The 25,691-nt window shown below is 63.6% G+C and carries 21 protein-coding genes and 1 pseudogene; 7 read left to right on the top strand and 15 right to left on the bottom strand.

The window, feature by feature from the left end; genetic code table 11:
* Nucleotides 1-519: 519 nt before the first annotated feature.
* The 4 genes and pseudogenes from PRtIB026_RS16940 to PRtIB026_RS16925 form a co-directional block, all read left to right on the top strand.
* Nucleotides 520-915 carry a barstar family protein gene (locus PRtIB026_RS16940; RefSeq protein ID WP_203646279.1) on the top strand — a complete coding sequence of 132 codons (396 nt, stop codon included), beginning with the start codon at nucleotides 520-522 and terminating at the stop codon, nucleotides 913-915.
* A gap of 203 nt (nucleotides 916-1,118) precedes the next feature.
* Complete coding sequence (locus PRtIB026_RS16935) at nucleotides 1,119-1,421, top strand: contact-dependent growth inhibition system immunity protein (protein ID WP_203646281.1); 303 nt, start codon at nucleotides 1,119-1,121, stop codon at nucleotides 1,419-1,421.
* A gap of 106 nt (nucleotides 1,422-1,527) precedes the next feature.
* A complete protein-coding gene (locus tag PRtIB026_RS16930) occupies nucleotides 1,528-1,806 on the top strand; it encodes a colicin immunity domain-containing protein (protein WP_203646283.1) in 279 nt (92 codons plus the stop codon).
* A gap of 64 nt (nucleotides 1,807-1,870) precedes the next feature.
* Nucleotides 1,871-2,002, top strand: a pseudogene (locus PRtIB026_RS16925) (DUF3077 domain-containing protein); the annotation flags it as partial.
* Between the two features lie 133 nt (nucleotides 2,003-2,135).
* Here the strand turns inward: PRtIB026_RS16925 and PRtIB026_RS16920 are convergent.
* Nucleotides 2,136-2,690: an RNA 2'-phosphotransferase gene (locus tag PRtIB026_RS16920; RefSeq protein ID WP_203646285.1), complete on the bottom strand. Its 555-nt coding sequence runs from the start codon at nucleotides 2,688-2,690 to the stop codon at nucleotides 2,136-2,138.
* A gap of 284 nt (nucleotides 2,691-2,974) precedes the next feature.
* A complete protein-coding gene (locus tag PRtIB026_RS16915; protein ID WP_203646287.1) occupies nucleotides 2,975-3,112 on the bottom strand; it encodes a hypothetical protein in 138 nt (45 codons plus the stop codon).
* Between the two features lie 239 nt (nucleotides 3,113-3,351).
* Here PRtIB026_RS16915 and ilvA point away from each other — a divergent pair, with 239 nt between their 5' ends.
* Nucleotides 3,352-4,914 carry a threonine ammonia-lyase, biosynthetic gene (ilvA, locus tag PRtIB026_RS16910; protein ID WP_267812554.1) on the top strand — a complete coding sequence of 521 codons (1,563 nt, stop codon included), beginning with the start codon at nucleotides 3,352-3,354 and terminating at the stop codon, nucleotides 4,912-4,914.
* A 239-nt stretch (nucleotides 4,915-5,153) separates the two neighbouring features.
* On the opposite strand, the gene PRtIB026_RS16905 is transcribed toward ilvA, so the two are convergent.
* The 7 genes from PRtIB026_RS16905 to PRtIB026_RS16875 all read right to left on the bottom strand — a co-directional run bounded on the left by PRtIB026_RS16905 (nucleotide 5,154) and on the right by PRtIB026_RS16875 (nucleotide 12,936).
* Nucleotides 5,154-5,423 (bottom strand): PAAR domain-containing protein, encoded by a 270-nt coding sequence (locus tag PRtIB026_RS16905; RefSeq protein WP_203646289.1) that lies wholly within the window; start codon nucleotides 5,421-5,423, stop codon nucleotides 5,154-5,156.
* Nucleotides 5,424-5,426: 3 nt separating this feature from the next.
* Nucleotides 5,427-6,365: a hypothetical protein gene (locus tag PRtIB026_RS16900; protein ID WP_244670877.1), complete on the bottom strand. Its 939-nt coding sequence runs from the start codon at nucleotides 6,363-6,365 to the stop codon at nucleotides 5,427-5,429.
* Between the two features lie 261 nt (nucleotides 6,366-6,626).
* Entirely contained in the window at nucleotides 6,627-7,547 is a 921-nt protein-coding gene (locus tag PRtIB026_RS16895; RefSeq protein ID WP_244670878.1) for a hypothetical protein, read from the bottom strand.
* Complete coding sequence (locus PRtIB026_RS16890; RefSeq protein WP_244670879.1) at nucleotides 7,544-9,430, bottom strand: hypothetical protein; 1,887 nt, start codon at nucleotides 9,428-9,430, stop codon at nucleotides 7,544-7,546. The genes PRtIB026_RS16895 and PRtIB026_RS16890 overlap by 4 nt, the downstream gene beginning before the upstream one ends.
* On the bottom strand, nucleotides 9,423-10,262 hold the full coding sequence (locus tag PRtIB026_RS16885; protein ID WP_203646291.1) for a hypothetical protein: 840 nt from the start codon (nucleotides 10,260-10,262) through the stop codon (nucleotides 9,423-9,425). The genes PRtIB026_RS16890 and PRtIB026_RS16885 overlap by 8 nt, the downstream gene beginning before the upstream one ends.
* Entirely contained in the window at nucleotides 10,259-10,831 is a 573-nt protein-coding gene (locus tag PRtIB026_RS16880) for a DUF4123 domain-containing protein (protein WP_203646294.1), read from the bottom strand. Before PRtIB026_RS16880 ends, PRtIB026_RS16885 begins: the two co-directional genes overlap by 4 nt.
* Nucleotides 10,828-12,936: a type VI secretion system Vgr family protein gene (locus PRtIB026_RS16875; protein ID WP_267812552.1), complete on the bottom strand. Its 2,109-nt coding sequence runs from the start codon at nucleotides 12,934-12,936 to the stop codon at nucleotides 10,828-10,830. The genes PRtIB026_RS16880 and PRtIB026_RS16875 overlap by 4 nt, the downstream gene beginning before the upstream one ends.
* Before the next feature lie 355 nt (nucleotides 12,937-13,291).
* Between PRtIB026_RS16875 and yiaY the strand changes: the two genes are divergently transcribed.
* On the top strand, nucleotides 13,292-14,440 hold the full coding sequence (gene yiaY / locus PRtIB026_RS16870; protein WP_096047947.1) for an L-threonine dehydrogenase: 1,149 nt from the start codon (nucleotides 13,292-13,294) through the stop codon (nucleotides 14,438-14,440).
* An 86-nt stretch (nucleotides 14,441-14,526) separates the two neighbouring features.
* On the opposite strand, the gene PRtIB026_RS16865 is transcribed toward yiaY, so the two are convergent.
* The 4 genes from PRtIB026_RS16865 to PRtIB026_RS16850 all read right to left on the bottom strand — a co-directional run bounded on the left by PRtIB026_RS16865 (nucleotide 14,527) and on the right by PRtIB026_RS16850 (nucleotide 21,390).
* Complete coding sequence (locus PRtIB026_RS16865) at nucleotides 14,527-15,720, bottom strand: hypothetical protein (RefSeq protein WP_203646297.1); 1,194 nt, start codon at nucleotides 15,718-15,720, stop codon at nucleotides 14,527-14,529.
* An 87-nt stretch (nucleotides 15,721-15,807) separates the two neighbouring features.
* Nucleotides 15,808-16,275, bottom strand: coding sequence for a VOC family protein (locus tag PRtIB026_RS16860; protein WP_232856938.1), 468 nt, complete (start codon nucleotides 16,273-16,275; stop codon nucleotides 15,808-15,810).
* Nucleotides 16,276-16,544: 269 nt separating this feature from the next.
* On the bottom strand, nucleotides 16,545-18,164 hold the full coding sequence (locus PRtIB026_RS16855) for an NADP-dependent glyceraldehyde-3-phosphate dehydrogenase (protein ID WP_203646299.1): 1,620 nt from the start codon (nucleotides 18,162-18,164) through the stop codon (nucleotides 16,545-16,547).
* Nucleotides 18,165-18,261: 97 nt separating this feature from the next.
* On the bottom strand, nucleotides 18,262-21,390 hold the full coding sequence (locus tag PRtIB026_RS16850; protein ID WP_203646300.1) for a dermonecrotic toxin domain-containing protein: 3,129 nt from the start codon (nucleotides 21,388-21,390) through the stop codon (nucleotides 18,262-18,264).
* A 136-nt stretch (nucleotides 21,391-21,526) separates the two neighbouring features.
* Between PRtIB026_RS16850 and PRtIB026_RS16845 the strand changes: the two genes are divergently transcribed.
* Nucleotides 21,527-23,770 carry an EAL domain-containing protein gene (locus tag PRtIB026_RS16845; protein WP_203646302.1) on the top strand — a complete coding sequence of 748 codons (2,244 nt, stop codon included), beginning with the start codon at nucleotides 21,527-21,529 and terminating at the stop codon, nucleotides 23,768-23,770.
* Here PRtIB026_RS16845 and PRtIB026_RS16840 read toward each other — a convergent pair.
* Both PRtIB026_RS16840 and PRtIB026_RS16835 read right to left on the bottom strand, forming a co-directional pair.
* Nucleotides 23,767-24,543 carry a ChbG/HpnK family deacetylase gene (locus PRtIB026_RS16840; RefSeq protein WP_203646304.1) on the bottom strand — a complete coding sequence of 259 codons (777 nt, stop codon included), beginning with the start codon at nucleotides 24,541-24,543 and terminating at the stop codon, nucleotides 23,767-23,769. The genes PRtIB026_RS16845 and PRtIB026_RS16840 overlap by 4 nt on opposite strands.
* Nucleotides 24,515-25,687 (bottom strand): GNAT family N-acetyltransferase, encoded by a 1,173-nt coding sequence (locus PRtIB026_RS16835; protein WP_203646306.1) that lies wholly within the window; start codon nucleotides 25,685-25,687, stop codon nucleotides 24,515-24,517. Before PRtIB026_RS16835 ends, PRtIB026_RS16840 begins: the two co-directional genes overlap by 29 nt.
* Nucleotides 25,688-25,691: the final 4 nt, after the last annotated feature.

Genomic DNA, 25,691 nt, shown 5'->3' with positions numbered 1-25,691 from the left:
TTCGCGGGGCCGTAACCCAATGGACTAACAATTCTGGCTATTATCAGCCTCCTGCTACGCTGAGTAGAAATTCGGGCTTGCCGCAGGATGTATTGAAGCCAAGGTAGGTGGTGTTATGAATTCACAGCAGAAGCAGCTGTGTCAACAGCTTGCGGCGCTGAGCTCAGAGCAGGCTGTTGAATGGCTAATGAGGACCTATCCGTTAGAATCCATGGAATATGGTGAGGCGCTGTTGCTGATTCCTCACCGCTCTTGGAAGCGATCCGATCAAAGGCGATTGGCTAGCTACTATTTTAAGAAGATACCGTTTTCCAGTGCGAGAGGGTACGAGGTGTTTTCCTCGTGTATGTCAGTAAAGACATTTATTGAGTGTGTCAGGGACAGCCTTCCAGCTAGCACTTCTGATAGGGCGTTGCTGCTCTACTATCTGACTCCTGTTCTGGGTAAGGCCGCAAAAAATGAATCTGACCGACTGTTAGTAAGAGGCTTTTTGAGTGAGGTTGGCTCTTGCGACTAAAAATGAATTCGGATAAGCAAGCACCGTTTGTATTCTTCGATAGTCATAGGGGCTACGATACAGCCAAAGCTTTCTATGTGCGTATAGACCCCGGAATAGCGTTACCAGCCGAATTGCTGAGGGCGCTTTATTATGGACTTTGGTTTCCTGGATATTTTGGGTTTAACTGGAATGCATTGTATGATTGCTTGACAGATCTTGAGTGGATTACCTGTCAAAAAGTGATCATCGCTCATGAGGGGGTGCCTGCCTTGCCGGACAGTGAGTTTAAGGTCTATTTAGAAGTTTTGCGAGATGCAGCTCTTAGTTGGGAGGTGGGGTGCGAACATAAGCTTGAAATTTTGTTCAGGGAAGTCGATAGGGGCATGATAGAGCGATTCTTGAATTCCGGCGTTTGAGTCACAACGGAGAAAACGAGGAGGGCAGGTTTGTTTGCTCTATTCTAATGTCTGCTGTTACATGACCAAGACGACTACGAAGTCTGATGCTAAGAAAGTGCTGATGTAGTCGAGCGTTGCAAACGGATGTGTAAAAAAATAGTGCGGAAAATAAAAATGTCCTCTTTTTGGCCCGTCTTTCACCTCTTCGAGTTAAGGTGTTTATGAAGCTCCCCGTGCTCTCTCACTTGCTGGGCTGTTACTTTCATCAGGACTGGCCAGAAGAATATTCCGACAGCGCTGAAGCGTTGCGCAACATGCTTGTGGATGAACCAAGGGAAATGCATGCAGCAGGCGTGCGAGAGATTGATGAGGTGCTGGGCTTCAATTTTTCTGAGGAGGCGCTTGAATATCTCGTGGTACAGGAGGTAGGTTGCTTCTTTGCGCCAGATTCAGAGGGTCTGGATTATGCTGGTTGGCTGCGCAAGATACGGGAGGTGCTGGCTGATGGGCACCCACAGTGCTGAGGACGGGAAGTTGGGGCGCAGCATGTCCGCTTTCACAGCGGTAATCCTGCCTTGCGAAACGGTGATGGATTAAGTCTGTCGAACCCCTTTGTTTATGGTGATGAAGATGGATGAGACAGTATTGTCTTATTTTGCCCTGATCAAAGGGTGTTTGGATGGAGAGTGTTCGCTTGAGCAATTCTCCGAATTATATTTTGAACGTTTCAAACGCGAGCAGTCCCCTCTTTTAGAGGAGGCCTATGTCGTGCTGGATAAGCTGTTCGGCGATCTTGATGCTTTTACGAAGAGTGAGCGTTTGCTTCAGAGCGATCCAGATTACTATCTTGGCGCAGAGCAAGTTCGCGATTGCATCTGGTGTGCATATGAAGCACTGAAGGGTTGTTGATGTTCATCTCGCCGGAGGACGAAGGGGCAAGTACAGGGCCAGGTTAACACTGGAAATTGCTGCGATGGACTATGTGCGTCACCTGACCTTGGTCAGGGTGATGGACGAAGACCCGCGGGTGGTCTGGACGGCGCATTACCTCAGTGCCTTGGCCAAGGCGCTGATGGATGATGCGGAGTTGGGGATGGCGCATTAGTCCCAGGCTTTGCACATTCTCCTGTAGGAGCGGCCTTGTGTCGCGAAAGGGGTGCGAAGCGGCCCCAGGATTTGTGCATCAAGCTGATATCGCCGGGGCTGCTTCGCAGCCCTTTCGCGGCACAAGGCCGCTCCTACAGGGCTTGGCGTGACAGATGGGCCGGTGGCACTTGGTCTACCAGCCAGACACCGTTGTCGGCTTGGTAGAACACTGTTCCTGCTGCGCACATGGCCCGGGTATCGACCGTGAGCAGCACCGGCTGACCATAGCGCTTGCCCACCGCCAACGCGGTCTGCGGGTCCTCGCTCAGGTGCACATGGTGGCGGCTGCCGGGGATGAGGCCCTGGGCTTCAATGGAGGCGATGAAACGACTGGCGGTGCCGTGATAGAGCAGGGTGGGTGGCGTCTTGGCGACATGGCGCACTTCGACCTGGGCGCTGCTGTGGCCCTGGGCGGCGCGGATGCGGCGGCCATCGTCGGAGAGGGTGAAGCGGCGCTTGTCATTGGTCTCGACCACTTCGCGCAGGGCGTGCAGGTCGAAGGCATGGCCTTGCCGGCCGGCGCCGTGGATCAGCGCGTCGACATCGGCCCAGCCGTCGCGGTCCAGGGACAGGTCGATGGATTCGGGGGCATGGCGCAGTACGTAGCTGAGGAATTTGCTGAGGGCGTCGCGTTGTTTCTGGTTCACTGGAAAGGTCCTTTTCCATGGCTTCTGGTCGTCTGGTTCGGTGCATTCTCCGGGTTCGGGGTTGAGTTCTCAAGCGTGCAGATGACCTGTGGGAGCGGACTCCCGCAGGCACGTCGCTGATGCTAGTGTCCTGTCTCGGGAATACGTTCTCTTTTGGCGAGTGGCTTGGGTGTCCGGCCAAGGCGCCGCGACGAGTCATAGCAGGGCTATGGCGAGGAGTGGCAACGCCGGCCGGGCATCCAAGACGCCGCCAAAAGTGAACAGCTTATTTCCGAGACAGGACACTAGCCCTGACGCAAGGCGTCGAGCAGCGTCCTCATCTGGTCGCGGCCTTGGGCATCCAGCCCGAACACCCGCCGCCGTGGTTCGCCCACCGGCAGCCCGGTCATCTCCAGGCCCGCCTCGATGATCACCCTCGCCAATAAATGCGCATACAAACACTCAAACCAACACGCTTGAGCCAAAGCTGAAGTCCTTGACTTCCGCCCGTCCCTCAAGCTAGCTTCCCACCCCATGAACCTATTCCCGCAGCGTCGCGCCCTCAGCATTATTACCGCCATTATCAGCTTGGCGGGCTAGCGCACACATGCACTGAACCCGCCCTGGAGGCGGGTTTCTTCTCTCTGACTCCTGGGCACTACAAAAAAACCAGGAGTCATCGATGACCAGCCTCAGCGCCACCCTGCGTACCCCGGCAACGCCCCAGCAACTGCTGTCCGAGCAAGTGCGCCGGATTCTCTCGGCCCCGGTGTACGACCTGGCCATCGAAACCCCCTTGCAAGCGGCGCCGGCCCTGTCGGCCAGCCTGGGCAACCAGGTCCTGCTCAAGCGCGAAGACCTGCAACCGACGTTCTCCTTCAAGATCCGCGGCGCCTACACCCGGCTGTCGCGCCTGACCCCCGCCCAGCGCGAGCGCGGCGTCATCACCGCGTCGGCCGGCAACCACGCCCAGGGCGTGGCCCTGGCCGGCTCGCACCTGGGCATCAAGACCACCATCGTCATGCCCACCACCACCCCCTCGCTCAAGGTCGAAGGCGTGCGTTCACGGGGTGGCCATGTGGTGCTGCACGGCGAAAGCTTCCCCCACGCCCTGGCCCATGCCCTGCAACTGGCCGATCGCGACGGCGCGACCTTCGTGCCGCCGTTTGACGACCCCGACGTCATCGCCGGGCAGGGCACCGTGGCCATGGAGATCCTGCGCCAGCACCCCGGCCCGCTGCATGCGATCTTCGTCCCGGTCGGCGGCGGCGGCCTGATCGCCGGCATCGCCGCCTACGTCAAGTACCTGCGCCCCGAGGTCAAGGTGATCGGCGTCGAGCCGGAGGACTCCAACTGCCTGCAGGCCGCCATGGCCGCCGGCGAGCGGGTGATCCTGCCGCAGGTCGGCACCTTCGCCGACGGCGTGGCGGTGGCGCAGATCGGCGCGCACTGCTTCGAGCTGTGCCGCCACTTCGTCGACGAGGTGGTGACGGTCAGCAGCGACGAGCTGTGCGCGGCGATCAAGGACATCTACGACGACACCCGCTCGATCACCGAGCCCTCCGGCGCCCTGGCCGTGGCCGGCATCAAACGCTACGTGGCCCGCGAGGGCCTGCAGGGCCAGGCCTTGGTGGCCATCGACTCCGGCGCCAACGTCAACTTCGACCGCCTGCGCCATGTCGCCGAGCGCGCCGAGCTGGGCGAGCAGCGCGAGGCGATCATCGCCGTGACCATCCCCGAGCGCCCCGGCAGCTTCCGCGCCTTCTGCCTGGCCCTGGGCAAGCGCCAGATCACCGAGTTCAACTACCGCTACTACCCGGGCAAGGAGGCGCGCCTGTTCGTCGGCGTGCAGACCCACCCCCAGCACGACCCTCGGGAGCAACTGCTAACCAGCCTGCACGAGCAGGGCTACCAGGTGCTCGACCTGACCGACAACGAACTGGCCAAGCTGCACGTGCGCCACACCGTCGGCGGCCACGCGGCGCCGGGCGCCAGCGAGCGGGTACTGCGCTTCGAGTTCCCCGAGCGTCCGGGGGCGCTGCTGGGCTTCCTCGAACGCCTGGGCAAGCGCTGGAACATCAGCCTGTTCCACTACCGCAACCACGGCGCGGCACAAGCGCGGGTGTTCGCCGGGCTGGAGGTGCCGGACGACGAGCTGGCCGGGCTGCCACAGGCGCTGGACGAGATGGGCTATCAGTACTGGGACGAGACGGAGAATCCGGCGTACCGGCTGTTCATGGGGTAAACATGCCGCCACTGGCGTTGCCGGCGCTCTACAGCTCCCAGTGCTGCACATACCAGCGTGGGAGCGGGCTTGCCCCGCGATGGCGTCGGCGCTGCCAGCCAACCTCCCCAGGTCGGCTTACGCTATGACGCCACTGGCGTTGCGGGCGCTCTACAGCTCCCAGTGCTGCACATACCAGCGTGGGAGCGGGCTTGCCCCGCGATGGCGTCGGCGCTGCCAGCCAACCTTTTCAGGTTGGCTTACGCTCTGGCATTACCCGGCATACAGGAAGACAAAACGCTGCAGCCACACGCCAGCTGCGCAGGTTCGAACACCAAGGGGATGTCGTTGAACAGCAAGGTGTTGTCAGCGCTGGATACCAGCGCGAACTCACCACCGTGCAGCGGGCAGGCTGCGCGATCGCCAAGCACACACTGCGGCACACCATCGATCAGTACACCGCGGCCCTCGAGCATCCGACCGCCACCACTGTGACGGTCACCCTTGCGAATCGCGCCGTGTCGGGCCATGCCTCAAGACTCCTCGGTTGATTGCATGACGGCTTGGTAAAGTCCTTCCGGCATGGCTTGTGGATCGTATTTGCAGACTGCAGCCATAAAACGCTCCAGCAACTCGTCTTTTTCCAGCCGGGTGCCTGGCGGGCAGGTGAGCTTCGCGTACGGAGTTGTCATCAGTGGATGATCAATGAAGGGATTGGTCAGGCCCAGTGATCGTCGCAGATTGAGGATGGCGAGGATTTCGGCGGGGTAGACGGCTTCGAAGGGCGAGCCGAATTCGAAGTTACCTGAATCAAGTTCCCGGGAGTTGAGGGCGATGCGCTCGACATGGGTGTCGCAGGCCGCCATCAGGATGGGTAGCAGTTTCTCTGGATCGGGCTCGCGCCAATGGGCGACCAGTTGGCCCCAGGCTGGATCACGGGGCAGGGCGTGCTTGTCGAGGTCCAGTGGTTTGCCCAGCCAGTCGCCAATGATTGCTAGACCGAAGGCGGCGTAACGTAGTGTGGTGCCGATAGGGAGATCGTGTCCATCACTTACTCCATAGCCTTGCCCAAGGCCTTCGAAGACAGTCTGATGAACTGGGTGAATTAAGTTGAACTGGCCACAAGCTAGTGTACAAAGCATGAGGTGGGTAAGGTCGTCCAGTGTTGCAAGGCCTAACTCTTGAGTGTCTTTAAGTTTATGTGTTCGAATTGTGTCTGCGGTAAGCATTTTCATGATCGCATTGGAGAAAACCATTCTGATCGCAAAGTGTTGCTTGGTTGTGGCGGCTGTTAGCGCGCCCCCTATTTTGGTCATGCCGGCTACAAATAGCTCTCGACTTGCTTTGTGAAGATGGCCGACCCCGTGAACATAGTCAACGATCAAATGTTCTCTGTTAGGGAAGTTGTCAGTGCTCCATGTTGAAATTTTTTTGAGAGAGCACTGAAGGCGTGACGGTATCTTGGGCTTCATTTCTCGTTCCACTGGTTGATCTGAAAGGCGTTCTTATTTTTTCTTGGCTTTCTCAAGGAATTCTATTCGTCGAAAATGCTAATCGGGTTAAGCTCGCTTATCGAGAGTCTGAGGGGGGCGTATACCAGCATGTCGATGTCCCTCTCGCCTTGCCTTCCAAACTGGCCTGGCGGGCTTGAGAGAGAAGGGGACGCATGCCTAGAAGCCTCTCCGGTTTGAGTGGCTGATCAGCGCTGCTTGCATACACCGGGTATTACTGGTTCAACTCAATGGTGGTTTCTGAAATACAGCTTCGTAGAGCCCCTCTGGCGTGGCTTCCGGGTTGTATTTACGGATAGCGATCAGAAAACGCTCTAGCAGTTCGTCTTTTTCGAGTTGGGTGCCCGGTGGGCATGTGAGCTTCGCGTACGGGGTTGTCATCAGTGGGTGATCAATGAAGGGATTAGTCAGGCCCAGTGATCGTCGCAGATTGAGGATGGCGAGGATTTCAGCGGGGTAGACGGCTTGGAAGGGAGAGCTGAACTCGAAGTCACCAGAATCAAGTTCGCGTGAGGTGAGGGCGATGCGGTCGATATGGGTGTCACAGGCAGCCATCACGATAGGCAGGAATTTTTCGGAGTCAGGTTCGCGCCAGTGGGCGACAAGTTGGCCCCAAGAGGGGTCTCGGGGCAGGACATGTTTATCGAGATCCAGTGGTTTTTCAAGCCAGTTGCCGATGATCGTCAGGCCGAATGCGGCGTATCGGAGGGTGGTGCCGATAGGAAGATTATGACCATCCTCAACACCATAGCCTTGACTTAGTGCTTTTATGACAGTTGAGTGTAAGACACCTAGAAGCTTGTATTGCCCAGTGGCGGCCGCACAAAGCATGAGCTGTGTTAAATCATCTAATGTTGATGTGTCTGACTGTTGAGTGTTTTTAAGGCGCTCTATCAATATGGCGTCACAGGCAATCATCCTGGTCAATCCAGTTATCAGGCTTGAGTAGGCTGTTGTGTGGTGTGCTGCACAAAAAAGGCTTTTTTTGATTTCGAGAAGTCCCAGCCTAAACAAGTCGTTGCAAGCGAGTACTAAGTTGGCGGTGCCTGATATATAGGTTTCGAGGTCTTCGGGGATATAGGGATGTTTCTCCGTTACCCAGTCTTGCACTGAGTTCAGGCTTTTTGATAGGCGGCTTTTCAATGTGATGATCTCCACATGTTTAACTGGATTCCGGGTGCTTTGTTTGTTAGGGGGTTAAGTCTCCCTTGAGAGTCTAGGAAGACCTGTGCATGAATGTACTGGGCTTTCCCAGAGCTAGTGGCTAGCAAGGTGGCTTTGTATTTTTTAATTATGTCGGGGTCAATATTTATTATATTGCTTAGTTTCCAAGAGGCACTGTCATTTTTGATCAGGCCGTGAATTCTCTTCAGGTTCTTATCCCCACCGACAGCCTGGGTTTTCAGAAACCCCGGCGTCTTGGTTTTCCCCAACGTCGTCTTCACCTCGATCACCAACAACGTCCCCTCGGCAAACTGCAACTCTTCCATCGGCGCCACCCCCTTGATCCCATCGATGTGATGCCGCATCTGCTGGTTCGTCGGATTGCGCACGCTCATCGATGGCGGTGGCGGCACGTAGACCAGCATGTCGATGCCCTGGTCGCTCTTGTTCTTCAAACCGAACTGGCTGGCTCGCGAGGGATGGGTGCTCATGCCGAGGATGTTCTCCGGCTTGACCTTCCAGTGGCTGACCAGCGCCGCGGCCAGTGCCTCTTCGCCCGCGTCGGCCACCACCCGGGTCAGGCCGCCGCCCATGCGCACCGGCCCGACGGCGTGGCTGATCAGCGCCACCAGGCGGTCGCGCATTGTCGTGGCCATGTAGGCGTAGTCGGCACGGCCGCCGACCACCTCCAGCGCTATCCGGCTGGCGTTGCGGTCGATGGCGTGCAGCTCGCTGGCGCGCACCGCCAGCCCGCCGTCGCGAGCCGGACGGTCGATGCGGGTCTCGAGCACGCTGACCTCGCCGGCCTCACGCCGGCCCAGGCGGCGTACCTGTTCCTCGGTCAGCGCGGCGTTGTCCAGGCGCACCGTGGTGACGCTGCCGGGCCGCAGCTTGTGCATCAACCAGCGCGCGCCGCCCAGGGCGTTGGGCAGCAGCAGGGCCAGGTTGATGGCCATGAACACCTGCTTGCCACGGGCCTCGGCGGTGGTGGGGTTGGCCAGGCTGGCCAGCTCGGTGAAGAACGCCTCGCCGATGCTCAGGCCTTCGCCGGTGATCATGCGGCTGCTGCCGTCGACCATGGCGTCGGCGGCCAGGGCGCCCTCCAGGGCGAGGAAGGCGTAGCGCCCGGCGCTGACGCCGCCGCGAATGCCGCGCACCACCGGTACCGTGGCCAGCAGGCCGAGGGCGAGTTCGGCGGCGCCCTTGACGCCCTCCCAGGTGCGCGACTTGGCCTTGGCCTCGGCGAAGTGGGCGGCCAGTTGCGTGCACGCCTGGTCGACGGGGTAGAGGCCGCTGGGCGAATGCCAGGTGTAGGGCGGGCTGATGTGCCGTTCGCCCTGGTCGTCCAGGTACTCCTCGCGAGGGGCTTCGGACCAGCGGGCGTGGGTGAAGGTGGCGAAGTAGATGCTGTGATCGGCGAAGAAGAAATTGCTGTGCAGTTCGAAGCCCATGCCCTGGTGGGTGCGCACGCCCATGTGGTCGAGCACGGGCGGCGCCAGGTCGTCCAGGCGCATCTGCTCGTCGATGCAGACCAGCTGCAGTTTTTCGCGAGCGGCGAAGGCATGGAACTCGGCGAGCCAGGCGTCGCCGTAGGTGCTGCCGGCCTGCTCAAGGACCTGCTGCAGAAAGGTGTCGCGGTGGTTGCGGGCCGTGTCGCGGATCCATGGGTTGTCGCGGAACCAGGCGGGGCCGACGCCCTGGCGTGGAATGCCCAGCAGGAAGTCGCAGCCCTCGTCGCCCTCAAGGGAGAACATCGCTCCGGGGAGGGTGCAGGGGATGCACAGCTCGACGGGTTTGGGCAGGTTGCCGTCGAGGATGTCCTGGTAGATCTTGTCCTGGGATGAAATAGCTCTTTCAGGCATGGGGCACGACCTCCACCAGCGTGCGTTGATAAGTCGTCAGTAGCCCGGCCAGCGTGGCGCGTCTTTCCCTGGAGGATGTTTGCTGGTCCAGTGCCGCCATCCACTTGGTGAACGCTGCGCTGAGGAAGAAGGCGCGGCCGAACACGATCGCCAGCAGGATGTGCTGCACTATTTGGCTACGTTGCAGAGCGGGCTGTTTTGTCAACGCATCGGAGAGCTTCGGGATGCGCCAGCCGTAATGACGGTAGGCGAGCACTTCCTGGCCATTGAGCTCGCGATGGACCAGGGGCGGCAGGCCATAGCGCTCACAGGCATCCGTTTCGTAGGTGCGGTAGATCTTCTCGTGCGTCTCCAGCGCCAGGCCTCGGCGGGTCATGAGCCGGGCCAGCGTGTCCCAGAGCCGATCCATCTCCCAGGTGTCGTCATGCCAGCCCAGCAGGTCGAGGAGGACGGCAAGCATGCCGGGCAGCACAGCCTGCTGGCGCTTGCCCTGGGCAATCGCCTGCGCGGTCAGCAGGTGCAGCCGTTGGTCATGGTGCAGCCCATCAACCTCAAGCAGCGAGCACAGTGGCTGGCAGCTGGGGTCGTTCCACCAGGCGAGCCCCAGGAGCACGTGGATCAAGGTCTGCGTGGCGTACTCCGTGGCGTCGGGGGAGTCACTGCTCCAGGTGATGCTGCCCGCCTGGTCGATCAGGTGGGGAAGACGCTCCTGGGTGATGGGTAGATGCGCCAGCGCATCGAAGTGCTCTTTCAGGTAACGGACAAGCTGGCGATTGGCGTTTTGCCGGGAGGCCGTGGTCAGGGCGTCGAGGTCGAGGGTGGGCAGTTTCACCGGGCGACCTCCATGGACGGTGCCAGCCAGGCCAGGCAGCCGTCCTGTTCGCAGTCTTGCGCGGTTTGTTCGAACAAGGGTTGAACGCCTTGTGCCAGGCCGGTCTGGGGGACATGGAAATACAGCTGGCGTATGCGGCCATGGGCGAAAAGGTCTGTCAGGGCCTGCGGTTGTTGCGCCAATGAGGCCACATACAGGTGCAGCGAAGCGGGATCGCCAAGGCGCAGGAAGTAACGCTGTCGACCCTGTTGCACTTTGCCGAAACGCCGCAAGTGCGATGCCAGTTCCGCGAGCGGCAGAGTGCTCTGGACCACGGAGCAGGCGAACGTCGTCTGTCGGCTTGCGAGCCAGGTATCGAGGTCAGTGCCGGGTGACAGCTGCAGGAGCAGTGGCGCATGGTTTTCCAGGCCTGGGCGCAGGTGCAGGTGCCACAGGTATTGGTAATGCGCGCCATGGAACTCCAGCCGCCCCGGCAGGCCAGGCACGGCGCAGGCCTCCGCCAGCAGGTACAGAGGCTGGTCGGCGCTGACTGGCGCACCGGCCTCGCTCAGTTGCCGATGCAGGCTCATGCGTCGTCCTCCCCGGCAAAGGGGCATTCCTCGATCAGCGGCGTCCCTTCGCGGATTGCCGCTTCGATGGCTTCGACCTGGGCCTGGACCGGGGGATGGTAGGTGACGTTGCCCTTGAAGCGGATGTTGGGGGCTTCGAGGGTGATGCCGTCGGCGTCCAGGATGATCTTGCCGGCGGGGCCGCGGATATGGATTCGCTCGGTGCCCTGCAGCATGTACGACGGTGTCAGCAGGCGCTGGGCCGTGCGGGCCTCGAGGGTCTGGGTGCCCTCGATGATCAGTGTCTGGTCACGCCCGATGCTCAGGTGGTGGTCGCTGCCGATCGTCTCGTTGCAGGTGTTGCCGATGGTGTGCACCAGGTTGCGGTCGATGTCGGTGAAGCAGTCCTGGCGCACATGGTCGCGGCGGTCGCGACCGGTGCTGAGTGTCGCGTCGCGGGCAATGCAGGTGCTGCTGTCTCGGCCGGTGGAGAGGGTGCGATCGTTGCCCACGGTGTGGCTTTCATCGTGATTGATCTTGGCGTTGAGGTCTCGCTGCGCATGGATGAACACCTCTTCCTGCCCCAGTTCATCCTCGAAGCGCAGCTCGTTGAAACCTTGCCCCTTGTGGGTCTTGCTCTTGATGGTCATGCGCGTGCGGTGCTTGGGCAGTTCGTAGGGCGGCCGCTGGTTGCCGCAGTAGGTGCGCCCGGTGATCATCGGTTGGTCGGGATCGGCGTTGACGTACTGGATGACCACGTCCTGGCCGATCCGTGGGATGGCCATGGCGCCCCAGCCGCCGCCGGCCCAGCCCTGGGACACCCGGACCCAGCAGGAGCTGTACTCGTTGTCGCGGCTCTCGCGGTCCCAGGGGAAGCTGACCTTGACCCGGCCCCACTCGTCGCAAAAGATCTCCTCGCCCTCGGGGCCGACCACCGTGGCCATGTGCGGGCCGTCGATGCGCGGCTTGGGCGGCGCCTCGGGGCGCCACTCGATGCGCCCGGGCACCAGCAGGGCCTCTTGCGAGTAGCGCGTGCCTTGCTCGGCGCCGGCGGCTTCCTCCTGCAGGCTGGTGAACTGCGCGCCTTCGTGGCGCACGCTGGCCACCCGCCAATGGATGTTGAGGTCTGCGCGGGGGTGTTCGACCAGGTTGAAGCTCAGGCCCGGCTGCAGGCGCACGTCGTCGCCCTCGACCTCGGCGATGCGCGCATCGTGGCGCAGGGCGGTGAGGCGGGTACGGGTGAAGGGGATGCCGACTTCGTCGCGCTTGTAGCGGCCGGGGTAGTCGAAGCGCTCGTAGTCGTCGGCCTGGTGCTGCAGGTCGCTGGCGTTGAACTCCTGCTGCAGGTGGTAGGCCGGGTGGGTGAAGGAGTAGTCGCGTTGCACCTGGCGGGCCGTGCGCACCTGTTCGCGGTAGTGCAGGCGGCGCAGGCAGGGGCGGGCCTGGTCGCCGCCGCTGTTGGCGTGGTAGAGCACGGCGAGCGGGTCGGGGTAGTCGTCGTCGATGAAGCCTTCGTCGTCGTCATCGTCTTCGGGCTTGACCAGGCTGGAGCTGATCATGCCCAGGGTCAGCACGCGGTCGCTGACGAGCAGGCGATGGCCCTTGGCGCTGTGGACAAAGCGGTAGATGAAACCTTCCTCGGCGGCCAGGCGGGTGATGAAGGCGAGGTCGGTTTCGCCGGCCTGGACACAGAACTCGCGGGGGGCGTGGGGGAAGCTGTGGCCCAGTTCGAAGTCGGTGATGCGCTGGGCCTTGAACAGGGTTTCGAGGATCTGCGGCACACTTTGTTGCTGGAAGATACGCCAGTTCGAACGCAGCCCGGCGCGGGCCAGCTTGGGCTCGATCACGGCCTGGTAGCGGGTGCGGCAGTTGCCGGTGTCGCCCTGGCTGAAGGCGCTGATCAGGCCGTGTACATGGCGCATCGGTCGCTGGCCGCGCAGGATGGTGAACAGCGCGGGCTTGTCGAGCAGGTGGGCGAAATCGACGTTGTCTTCGTAGCTGACCAGTTCGAGCACCAGCCTGAACGGGGTGCTGAGGGCTTCGTCGAGGGTGAACGAGACCACTTCGAACGGGTCCTGGCTGGCCAGGGGCTCGAAGCGGTAGCTCAGGTCGGATTGGCGGGTCATGGCACTCCAGTGTTTATATGTAACTAGTTGTTATCTGGAATTGTCAGGGCTGCCGTAGAGTCCGTAGGACCCTGTTAATGGCGAGCAAGAAAATGCCCCTGGCAAAGACGAAGGCCTAGGCTAGAACGCTATTTCAAATAATTAAATAAACTTTGCGTTCTTATTTTGGTGGGTTTGTAGGATGTTTCTTAGTTGGCGTTTTATTGATTTTTACTACTGGGTGAAAGAGTCCGGCCGTATACAACTAGATTCGTTTTTCGAATGCCGGCCCGCATCAGTCTTGCCCTGGATCAACGCCTCCACGCCCATTCCGGCGGATGCTGAAAACCTACCGTCAGCTTGAGAGGATCCGGCCATGAGCAGCACGTTCTTCATCCCCGCCGTGAACATCATGGGCATCGACTGCCTGGACGAGGCGATGACCGCGATCGCCGGCTATGGCCTGCGCAAGGCATTGATCGTCACCGATGCCGGGTTGGCCAAGGCCGGCGTCGCCGAGCGCATCGCCGGGATGCTGGCCATGCGCGACATCGATTCGCGGGTATTCGACGGCGCCAAGCCCAACCCGAGCATCGCCAACGTCGAGGCGGGCCTGGCGATGCTGCGTCGCGAGGGCTGCGACTGCGTGGTCTCGCTGGGGGGCGGCTCACCCCATGACTGTGCCAAGGGCATCGCCCTGTGCGCCACCAACGGCGGGCATATCAGCGACTACGAAGGCGTGGATCGCTCGGCCAAGCCGCAGCTGCCGCTGATCGCGATCAACACCACGGCGGGCACCGCCAGCGAGATGACCCGCTTCTGCATCATCACCGACGAGGCGCGCCACGTGAAAATGGCTATCGTCGATCGCAACGTCACGCCGATCCTGTCGGTCAACGACCCCGCGCTGATGGTCGGCATGCCCAAGGGCCTCACCGCCGCCACCGGCATGGACGCGCTGACCCATGCCATCGAGGCCTATGTCTCCACCGCCGCCACGCCGATCACCGACGCCTGCGCGCTCAAGGCCGTCAGCCTGATCAGCGACAACCTGCGCCAGGCGGTCGCCGACGGCGGTGACCTGGTGGCGCGGGAAAACATGGCCTATGCCCAGTTCCTGGCGGGCATGGCGTTCAACAACGCCTCGCTGGGCTACGTGCACGCCATGGCGCACCAGCTGGGTGGCTTCTACGACCTGCCCCATGGTGTGTGCAACGCGGTGCTGCTGCCCCATGTGCAGCGCTTCAACGCCAAGGTCAGCGCCGCTCGCCTGCGTGATGTGGCCAAGGCCATGGGGGTGAAGGTCTGCGGACTGGACGCGGAGCAGGGCGCCGGGGCGGCGATCTCGGCCATCGAGCACCTGGCGGCGGCCATCGGTATCCCGGCCGGGCTGGCGGAGCTGGGAGCCAAGGTCGAGGATGTGCCGGTGCTGGCGGCCAATGCCTTGAAGGACGCCTGTGGGTTGACCAATCCGCGGGTGGCCAGCCAGGTGGAAATCGAGGCGATCTTCAAGGCGGCGTTCTAGCCAGGTCGAGTCATCGCGGGGCAAGCCCGCTCCCACACAAGCCAGCTCTCACAAGGGCCGTGAAAATCGGCCCTTGTGGGGCTTGCTCAGCGTTCGCGCATGAAGAACCCGGCCACGTACTTGCGGAAGGTCTCCAGGCTCTTGAAGTCGGCGTAGCGCTTGAAGTTCTCGGCATCCGGCTCCGGCCCGATCGGCTGCTCCAGCAACGACACCGACAGCACCCGGTCCTGGTCCGAGGTCAGCACCAGTTCGTCCATCACCTGGCCGCCGATCACCGGGCGGCGCATCAAAACTTTCACCCCCTTGCTCACCATCCAGTCGATCAGCGACACCAGCGCCTTGAGCGGTTCGCGCTCTTCGTCGCGGTACACCGGGAACAGGTGCCCGCGTGACAGCACCGGCACGCTGGCGACATGGATCAGTTCGTAGAAATGGCTGCCGGCGGTGGCCGGCGAGTACAGCGCCAGTGCCAGCAAGGGGCCTGAGGCGCGGTTGCCGCCCCAGTAGTGGTGGTGGCCCTGGAAGTCGAAGCCGTCCTCGCTGCGGTTGTTGAACAGCTTGCGGCCCTTGACCTGGTCGACGCAGTCGAGCAGCAGGCCATGGCGGCGATGGTTGCCGAACACCGTGGCCTCGCGCAGGCGCGCCTTGAGCATCATCATGTGCTTCATGTCCAGGCGTGTTTCCAGGTAGTTGCTGGCCGGCACCCGTTCCAGCAGCGGGTAGCGGCCGGCGACGCCGCGCAGCTCGGCGAACTGGGCGGTGAGGTCCTTCTTCAGGTGGGTGGCGTAGACATTCAGACCGCTGGCCTCGATCCAGGTCAGCAGCAGCGACAACAGGCGCTGCTGCTCGCGGCGCTCGCCGGGGTCGCGTGGTCCGGCGGCCGTGTCCCCGTCAATGGCACGGCGGTAGTCGCCGAGCAGCCGCAACGGCGCATCCGGCGCCAGCCAGGCCGCGGGAGGCGTGTTGTCCTCGGCGCTTGCGCCGGTCTCGCGTTCATCCTTGCTGAACGGGCAGCCCGGGGTGTGTTCCGGGGTGTCGGGGTTGTTGCGCAGGAACAGGGTGCCGGTGTTGCCGTTCAGCGACACGTTGAGCACCGGCAGGGCATCCTGGCGGCAATCGCAGGCCAACCACTGGTTGGCGCTGCGCACTTTCATCAGCCACTGGTTGGCTTGCAGCAGGCGGGGGCCGGCCAGGGTGCCGGTGGCGAAGCTGGCCAACAGTTCCTCTTCGGCCAGGGTCAGGCTGCGCACCTGCGCGCCGGATTTTTCGATGATACGCATTGAGAGGCAGCTCCAAGCTACAAGCCTCAAGCTTCCAGCAAAGCGCGACGGCTTTCAACTTGAAGCTTGCGGCCTGGAGCCCGCCGCTCACTGGCTGCTGAACAGCTTGGCGGCGCGGGCGCGGATTTCCTCGGGGGTGAGGTCTTCCTTGTGGGTGGAGACGAACCACAGATTGTTGAACGGATCCATCAGGGTGCCGCTGCGGTCGCCGTAGAACTGGTCCTGTACCTCTTTGATCGGCTTAGCACCAGCGGCGATGGCATTGGCGTAGACCTTATCGCAGTCCTCGACATACAAGTGCAGGCCGACCCCCGGGACCTCGATGTCCTCGCTGGGCTTGAGGCCGCCCTCCATGTCACAGGGTGAGCCAAGCATCAGCGACGAGTCGCCGATTTTCAGTTCGGCATGGCCGACGCGGCCTTGGGGGTCTTCAAGGCGGAACATCTCGACCGCGCCGAAGGCCTTCTTGTAGAACTCGATGGCTTTGGCGGCGTCCTTGATGCCGAGGTAAGGGGTGATGCTGCGCTGGCCTTCGGGGATAGGTTTGACTGCCATTTTCGTAAACTCCTTTCACGTGGGTTGTTGTTTGCAACAGCCTGGTGATTAGAGTCGTCTAGGCGGATGGAAAATCGACAGTCGCGTTATATCGATTGTCGATTAAAAACCCGGTTTTGGGACTGATGCGGTCAGGGTAGGAGCGGCCTTGTGTCGCGAAAGGGCTGCGTAGCAGCCCCGGCGATTGATGCTTTTACGCTGAAAACCTGGGGCCGCTGCGCGCCCCTTTCGCGACACAAGGCCGCTCCTACAGGGGGAGTGTGTGGTGATCAGAAGATGTAATCGGTCGTCAGGAAACTCGACTGCCGGTTACGGATGATCTCGCTGATCAGCTCCTTGTTCGCCTCCTGGAACTTGGTCGCCACCAACGTACGGATGGAGAACACCCGCAATGCATCATGCACCGACAAGGTCCCCTCGGCGCTGTTCTTGCGGCCGTTGAACGGGTAGGTGTCCGGCCCGCGCTGGCACTGGGCGTTGAGGTTGATCCGGCCGACCTGGTTGGCGAAGGTGTCGACCAGCGCGCCGACGGTCTCGGGGTCGTTGCCGAACAGGCTCAGCTGCTGGCCGTAGTCGGAGTCGAGCACGTAGTCGATCACCGTCTGCAGGTCGCGGTAGGGCACCACCGGCACCAGTGGGCCGAACTGTTCCTCGTGGTAGACACGCATGTCCTGGCTGACCGGATAGAGCAGGGCAGGGTAGAAGAACGAACCGCGGCTGTGCCCGCCGCCTTCGTTGAGTACCCGCGCGCCCTTGGCGGTGGCGTCGGCCACCAGGCCGTCGAGGTAGTCGACCTTACCCGGCTCCGGTAGCGGCGTCAGCGCAACGCCCGGCTCCCAGGGCATGCCCGGCTTGAGCGCGGCGAGCTTGCGCTGGAACTTGTCGAGGAACGCATCGACCACGTCTTCGTGCACGAACAGGATCTTCAACGCCGTGCAACGCTGGCCGTTGAACGACAGGGCGCCGGTAACGGCCTCTTCGACGGCGTTGTCCAGGTCGACCTGGGGCAGGACGATGCCGGGGTTCTTGGCATCCAGGCCCAGGGCCGCGCGCAGGCGGTGCGGACGCGGGTGGAGTTTCTTCAGGTCGCTGGCGGCCTTGTGGGTGCCGATGAAGGCGAACACATCGACCTTGCCGCTGGCCATCAGCGCGCTGACGGTCTCGCGGCCACGCCCGTAGATGACGTTGATCACCCCCGGCGGGAAGCTGTCGCGGAAGGCCTCGAGCAGCGGGCGGATCAGCAGCACGCCGAACTTGGCCGGCTTGAATACCACGGTGTTGCCCATGATCAGCGCCGGGATCAACGTGGTGAAAGTTTCGTTGAGCGGGTAGTTGTAGGGGCCCATGCACAGCGCCACGCCCAACGGCGCCCGGCGGATCTGGCCGAGGGTGCCCTGTTCGAGCTCGAAGCGGCTGGAGCGGCGGTCGAGGTCCTTGAGCGCGTCGATGGTGTCGACGATGTAGTCGCAGGTGCGGTCGAACTCTTTTTCCGAGTCCTTGAGGTTCTTGCCGATCTCCCACATCAGCAGCTTGACCACCGCCGTGCGCTGCTCGCGCATGCGCGCCAGGAAAGCCTCGACATGCTGGATGCGCTCGGCCACGCGCATGTTCGGCCAGGCACCGCGGCCCTTGTCGTAGGCGGCCACGGCCGCGTCGAGGGCGGTGAGCGCGGTGTCGGCGTCCAGCAGCGGCGCGCTGCCGAGGATCACCTGGCGTTCGCTGTCGCCTTCCTTGAGCCACACCGGGCTGCGCACGGTGGCCAGCGGCCCGTCCCAGCGGCGCAGCTCGCCGCCGACCAGGTAGTCGCGTTGCTCCAGCGGCGCACCCAGGCGCCAGGCTTCGGGGATGTCCTCGGGGGCGGGAAACAGCGAATCGAGCAGACGGTCCATGGGTACTGCACCTCTCAAATCCGGATGGTGAAACGCTTCAGCCTGCGAGCATGCGCCGACCGGCTGAAAATTGCCAGCCTGGCGCAGCCGCACGCGGTCATTCCTCGAAGGGCGGCGGGAACACCTCGGCGTCCATCAGCCGCATCGCTCCGATCGACAGGCCATAGTCCATGGCCCGAGGGTCGGCGAACGTGCGCAGGCGCTGCCACAGTTGCGGCTGAGTGTAGTCCGGCAGGTCCTGCAGCCCGCGCAGGTCGCGGCGATACTGCAGCGGCAGGGTGTTCCAGATGCTCCAGTCGTCGACATTGGTGTCCTCCAGCATGTCTTCGTACTCCGCGTCGGCCACCAGCAGGTCGACGCCATCGCGCTCGTAGTAGGCCTGGATCTGCTGGCTGACGCGCTCGCTGAGTTCGGCGCTCTCCAGCCACAGGGCCTGGCCCGCCACCCGCGACAAACGCAGGTCGTCCGGCAAATGAGTGAACCGGTTATCGCGCAGATCGAAAACGATGGGTCGCCAGTCGGCATCGTTGCGGATGCCGGCTGGCCAGTCCGTCAGTTCGCAGGTGTTGAGGTTGAGCATGTCCAGCGCGGCCAGGCGGCTCAGGTCAGGGCTGCGGGCCAGCGGGTTGTGTGACAGGTCGAGCAAGCGAAGATTGTCGAGGCGATCCAGGGCAACCTGATTGGTGTCGTTCCAGAGGATGCTGTTGCCTTGCATATCCAGCCATTCCAGTGAGTGCGGCACGGCGACCGCTGGTATTTGCTCGAAGCCGCAGTTCATCAGGTGCAGGCGTTGCAAGTGGGGAAACCGTTCGAGGAACTCCGCAGGCAGTTCGCTCAGGGCGGGGTTGGCGGTCAGGTCGATGCGCTGGATATGGGTGAAGCGATCAGGTAGCGCCAGCGAGGCCAGGTCCTGGTGGGTCAGGGCCAGGTCGGCGAGGCTGATCAGGTGGATGACCCGGCCTTCTTCCTCTGAGTACTCCGAGATCCGTTGCCAGTTGCTCACCAGTCGGCGTGCGGCGGCCTGGCGCAATGGGTTTTCGCCTGCCCAGGCACGCACCTGGTCGCGGAACGCAAGCAGTTGCCGCTCCAGTTCGGCGAGCTGCTGCGCCGGATCCAGGCCGGCTTCGAACCATTGGGTCAGTTGTTCGTTGACCTGGAAATCGACGGACTCGGGGTAGAGCGCCCGGTAGCGGCGCAAGAGCGCGCCGACGTCGATGCGTTGCGCGGCAAGGGCAGGCGCGTCCAGGCCGCCGCGCAGCAGGCCTTGACTGCTCCAGCCCGACGCCGGGTTCTCCAGCAGGCGACTGGCCATGTCACGGCTCGACAGGGCCAGATCGTGGATCCGCTGGCGCAGCTCACCGATGCTGGTGGTCTTCAGTCCAAGGGCCGCACGGTCATCGGCAGGCAGTGCCTGCATGACAGCGCGGCAGAGGTCGTGGTCCTGGTGAAGCGGGGCCGGTCGCTCTCCGAGGTAGGCTTCATAGCCGTCGGCTGACTTGAGCACGGTGCAGGCGCGGCTGCTGTCCCTGGCGCCGGAGGCCAGCAGCAGCGGACCCTGGGGCGACGCCGCCCGCAGCTCGAGACGCAGATGCTCCGGCCAGCCGGGCAGTCGCGGCATCGCATTGATGATCAGTCGCTCGCTCAGCAGGCTGGCTTGCTCGGGAAGATACAGCCCCTTCAGGGCGTTCTTCAGGACGCTCTCGTCACGCTGATCGGCGCGCCGCAGGCGCTGGCTGCCGTCTTCGAGGGTGACGGGTTCGAGGCTCTCCATCAACGGGCTGCTGGCCAGGCGTGACACGGCCTTGCCTGCCAGGTGCAATCCGCCGATCAACGCCAGGTTGAGGCCCACCGACTTGAGGTGGGCCATGGCTTGCTCGCGGTCACCGACCTGCCAGGCTTCATAGCCTTCGTAGGCGTCATCCAGCAGCTGGTAGGCAATCACCGCGGTCATCATCGTGCCTAACGCGGGGACGAACATGCCGGCGATCATCAGTATGTCGAGGCCGGCACTTTCCCAGAGGGCTTTGCGCGCCTTGAGCGCCTGTTCGTCGGCTTGCGCAGTGGGCACGGCCAGTTGTCGGGCTTCGTGCTTCAGGCGTGCCAGGTGGTCGTCGTGGAAAAATATGTACAGGTCTGCGGCGATGGGCAGGGTGCGCAAGCGCAGGTCGCCACCGGCATTCTGGCGCAGGCGGCTGGTGAACTGGTCCTGTTGCTCGCTTGGCACATAAGCCATGAAACCCTGGCGAAATGGCTCCTGTTGCAAGTCGCTGCGCAACTGGTCATGCAGGGTTTCGAGGTTGTCGAAGGCACGTAGGTGGTCTGTCTGTTCCGGCAGGTACAGCACGATGCCCGGAGTGCCGGTGTCGATCAGGACGGCCTCGTGCAGGGTGATGCCGAACAGGCTCAGTTGGCTACTGGGCAATGCTTTGCCATTTTCCAGCAAGGTCTGCAGCGCATCCCATCCCGCACCACTGAGGCGGTTGCGGACTCGGGCGAGGTCAGCCGCCAGACGCAGGCTGTCCTGGTACACGCGCAGCGCCGCCGGGCGCACGCCGGACGCGGCGAAGGCGGTATCGAGGTGATCCTGGTAAGCCTGGCCGAGGTCCAGCTCGCGGCAGGTTCTGGCGAACGCTTCGGGTGTCAGCGCCAGGGGCTTGATCTGGATCTGCTCCGAAGGCAGGTCGATATCGACTTCGGTCTCGCTGTCGCCCAGGGTCGTCTTGCCGGTGACCACGGTCTGGCTGACCTGCCAGTCGCTGTCCAGGGCGAGGGCGCTGTCGCGGCTGAAGGTCACGGCGTCGCTGAAGTTGTGCAGGGCGGCTTCGAGCAGGCTGCGGTGTTCGTGGTGGGTGAGGTAGACCTGGAAGCTGTAGAGGTGCTTCACCCAGACCAGCGACGTGCTGCGCAACGGCGCGCTGAATCCGTGTTGCGTGCGCAAGCGCTCGGTGAGCAGGGGCTCGGCGAATTCGTTGATGTTCTTCAAGCCGCGCAGGTGCCGTGCCAGCGCACGTTGCGCCTGCATCAGGCGTGTCTGGCTGGTCTGGACCGCCTCGCGCAGGTGTGGCGCGGCATTGGCGAACCAGGCCGCCTCGGCGCCGGGCAGGCCCTGCGCCGGCAGGATGGCGTCGCTCAGTTGCTGCCAGTGTTCGGCTCTCGCCTCCCTTGTCCAGGCGGGCAGTCGGCGTTGCAGAAGGGCATGGTGTGAGTGGGGGATATTCGCTGTCATCTGTGGCTCCTTGCAAAGCGCACATCAGAGCAGCTGCATCGGAGCTGTCGGTGGTACATGCTTGTACTGGTAAAACAGGCCTCAACATTGGCCGCGCAGCGCCGATAACTGCGTAATTGCCTGCCATCGCTTGCCTATGATCACTTCCCAGCCCCCACAAGACCCCACGCCAGCCCCAGCCGGGACCTTGCGCCAATCGCTCAATCGCCTGCTGCCGGTCGGTCTCGCCCTGGTGGGTATCGGCCTGTCAGTGGTCCTGGGGCACCTGGATGCGCAGCGCGAGCGCAGTGAGCAACTTGGCAACCTTGCGGCCCGCCTGGCAGGGATGCGCGGCGCCCTGGAAGCCCAGTTGGGTGCGGCATTTGGCGAGGCCGAAGGCATCGCCCAGTTGATCAGCGCCGACGGTGGCATCAGTCCGGCGCACTTTCACGGCATGGCCCGCGATGCCTTGCAGTCGGTCCCCTACATGCGTCATATCGCACTGGCGCCGGGGGATGTGATCGGCGATGTCTACCCGATGGCGGGCAATGAGCGGCTGGTCGGGCTGGACTATCGCCAGCTGCCAGACCAGTTCCCGCTGGTGCGCTCGGCCCGCGACCAGGCCCAGCCGGTGCTGGCCGGTCCCCTGCAGCTGTACCAGGGTGGCCGGGCGCTGGTCTACCGGCGCCCGGTGTTCGTCACTGGCAAGCGCGGCGTGCGCTTCTACTGGGGCAATGTGTCGATCGTCGCCGACATCGACCGCTTGCTGCTGACGGCGGGATTGCGCCCGGATACCGAGTTCGAGGTCGCCGTGCGCGGCGGCGACGGCAAGGGCGCCGAGGGTGCGTTGATCTGGGGCGATCCGAAGCTGTTCGACACGTCGCAGGTGAAGATGACCGTGGAAGTGCCGGGCGGTGTCTGGCAACTGGTGGCGGCGCCACGGGGTGGCTGGTCGGGGCTGGACCTGTTCGGCTCGCCGCTGTTCCTGTTCGCCTTGAGCTGCACGGGGCTGTTCAGCCTGTTCGTCGCCCAGCTCAACCGCAAGCAGCGCCTGCTCGAGCAGCGCAACCGCGAGCTGCAGCGCTACCAGGCCCAGCTCGAACGCCTGGCCCATTACGACACCATCACCGGGCTGCCCAACCGGATCCTGTTCCAGCAGCAGCTGGGCGCGGCGATCCTGCAGGGGCATGGCCTGGCGGTGCTGATGCTTGATATCGACGGTTTCAAGCAAGTCAACGACAGCCTCGGGCATCCGATGGGCGATCTGTTGCTGCAACAGGCGACCGCGCGCTTCTTGCAGGAACTGGACAGCCAGGACCGTCTGTGCCGCCTGGGCGGTGACGAATTCGTGTTCATGTTGCAAGGCGCCCAGGGCCAGGTGAACCACCAGGTCCGTGCCTTGTTGCGCTGTCTGCAGCGGCCATTCGACCTCAATGGCAACGCCGCCCTGGTCACCGGCAGTATCGGCCTGGCCTGGTGCCCGCAGCACGGCGAGGACGCCGACAGCCTGCTGCGCCATGCCGACACCGCCATGTACGCGGCCAAGGAAGCCGGGCGCGATGCCTGGCGGCCTTACCACCCGGACATGACCGAGCGCCTGCAGCAGCGCCTGGAGCTGGAACGCAACCTGCGTCGGGCGCTGGAGCACAACGAATTCGAGCTGTGGTACCAGCCCAAGGTCGATTTGTTCAGCGGCCAGCTGGAGGGCGTCGAGGCCCTGCTGCGCTGGCGCGACCCCGAGCATGGCCTGGTCTCGCCGGGGGAGTTCATTCCCCTGGCCGAGCGCACCGGGCTGATCATCCCGCTGGGCGAGCGGGTGCTGGAGCTGGCCTGCGCGCAACTGGCCGAGTGGCGCGCCGGCGATGGCCTGCCCGGGCCGCTGGCGATCAACGTTGCGGCCCTGCAGATCGAGCGCAGCGACTATGTTACCAGCCTGGCCTCGGCGCTGGAGCGCCATGGCCTGCCGGCCAACCTGCTGGAAGTGGAGATCACCGAGAGCCTGCTGATGGAAAGCCAGCAGCAGGCCTGCGCGGTGCTGGCGCAGCTGCAGGCCATGGGCGTGGCCACGGCGGTGGACGACTTCGGCACCGGCTATTCGTCGCTGGCCTACCTGCGCGCGTTGCCGATCGATCACCTGAAGATCGACCGCGCCTTCATCAAGGACCTGCCCGGCGACGATGACGCGGTGGCCATCGCCAGGGCGATCATCGACCTTGGCCACGCCTTGGGTTTTCGCATCACCGCCGAGGGCATCGAAACCCAGGAGCAATACGACTTTCTGCGCCATGCCGGCTGCGACCAAGGCCAGGGCTTCCTGCTCGGGCGACCGATGCCGGCCGAGGCGCTGCGTCGCTGGCTGGCCGAGAACCACGAACGGCGGCATCGGCCGCCGGGGCGTTAGCTCGCTTGCTCGAGGCTCAGGCTCGCATACCCCACCCGCGGCACCTGCCCCAGGCGCTGCTCGACCAGCGCCAGCAGCGATTCGCCGCTGGCCAGGTAGGCGTCGCCGAAATCATGCCCACCCAGCGCGCTGGGATGGGCCACCAGCTCCAGCACGCCATGCTCGGGGGCCAGGCCGGCCTTGAGGTCGGCCGGGGTGCAGACGAAGTCGGCGGTGCTCCCGGCGAGCTGGCGCAGGCGCCAGTTGAGCAGGGTCTTGAACGCGCGCTTGGCCGGCCCGATGTTGTGCCCCAGGTTGCGCGCCAGGCGCACCGGCACGCCCTGGTCGCGGGCGAAGCGGGCGACGACGGTGCCCACCGGCCAGATGTTGTGCACGTGCTGGTGCGAATCCAGGTGGCTGGGCATCAGGCCGTGGTCCAGGCAGTGTTTCCATTGGGCCTCAAGCTCCGCTTCCACGGCGGCCCGCTCGCGGCGCGACAGGCGCAGGGTACGTTGCTTCAGGCGCAGGTCGAACTCGCCGTGGGGCGTGCAGAAGCGCGGCTCGTCCAGGATCGCCTGGCTCAGCGGACGGCCGTAGGTGAGGTTGAAGTGCAGCCCGATGCGTCCCTTGAGCGCCGGTTGCTGGGCCAGCGCGCAGGCGGTGGCGAAGGCCGGCATGTTGGCCATGGCCGTGGCCGAGCTGATCAGCCCGGCCTGGAAGGCGTGCAGGATGACCGCGTTGGTGTGGGCGCTGAGGCCGAAATCGTCAGCGTTGACTATGACCTGGGATGGCATCCGGGCGCTCCTGTGGCGGGGTGGGGGCGACAATATCGGCTTCTTTGCGCGGCGAGCGCCTGCGCAGGCGTGGTTTGAGCCAGTGCCAGCAGCGCTGCGCCAGGCCCAGCAGCACGCCGTCGGGGCGCCAGCTGTAGCTGCTCAGGCGCCACTGTTCGAGCTGGCCGGTCATGCGTTCGTGCAACTGGTGGCTGGAGTTGTCCAGGCTGACCCGCGAGGCGTCGATCCATTTCCAGTCCGCGTCCAGGCCCCAGTGGATCCACTCCTCCAGCAGCACGCGGCCGCTGCCCAGGTCGCGGTGCTCCGGGACGAAGGCGAGGTTGTAGTCGTAGACCCGGCCGCGCTCCACCAGGCCCAGGCGGTAGCTGATGCAGCGCCCGTCCAGCTCCAGCAGTACCAGGCACACCAGGCCGTCGCCGGCCAGCGCGGTGAAGGCCTGGTCCATCCACTGGCGGCGCAGGGGGCCGGAGAATATGCCGACCTCGTCGTCGCCTTTCCAGCTCACGGCCTCGACGGCGCTGATGGCCGCGAGCAGTTCAGCCATGTTCTCGGCGGTGGCCGTGACCCGGCGCACGCTGGCGCCGCAGGCGTTGATCCGCTTGCGCGCGCGGCGCAGTTTGTAGCGCGGATCACCGCTGACCTCCTGGCGGTCCTGCTCGTTGATGCGGTGCACCGGCACGCGGCAGGTCAGGCGCTGCTGCCAGGTGGAACTGGCGCCGGCCCACTGGCGCAGCCAGCCTTCGTGCTCGGCGTTGTCCGGCACCTCGTTCAGTTGCAGCAGGGCATGGGGCAGGTGTTTGCGGATGGCCTGCAGGACCTGGTCGGCGTACAGCGCCGGCAGGTCGATGAGCAGGGCGATGCGGTCGCTCAGCGGATAGCCCAGGTGGCGCACCACCGGCGCAAACAGCGGGCCGAAGGGCTCCCGGGCGCGAACCAGGGGCAGGCACAGGCATAGGCGTTCGTCCTGGTAGCCGAGCAGCACGCCGAGCCGCTGGCCGGGCAGCAGGGCGGCCTCGGCGGCGCGCAGCCAGCCGAGGTGGTTGAACGGCGTGCTGCCGGGCAGGCGCCGGCGCAGCGCCTCGTAGTCGGCGGCGGGGAAGTCGTCGCTGCGCAGCGACGCGCACCAGCTGAGCTGCAGGGCCATGGGC

Origin of the sequence: Pseudomonas sp. RtIB026, from assembly GCF_016861355.2 — a bacterium.
Taxonomy (GTDB): Bacteria; Pseudomonadota; Gammaproteobacteria; order Pseudomonadales; family Pseudomonadaceae; genus Aquipseudomonas; species Aquipseudomonas peradeniyensis.
The sequence above is the reverse complement of the archived record's forward strand: the minus strand, read 5'-3'. Positions and strand labels throughout refer to the sequence as shown.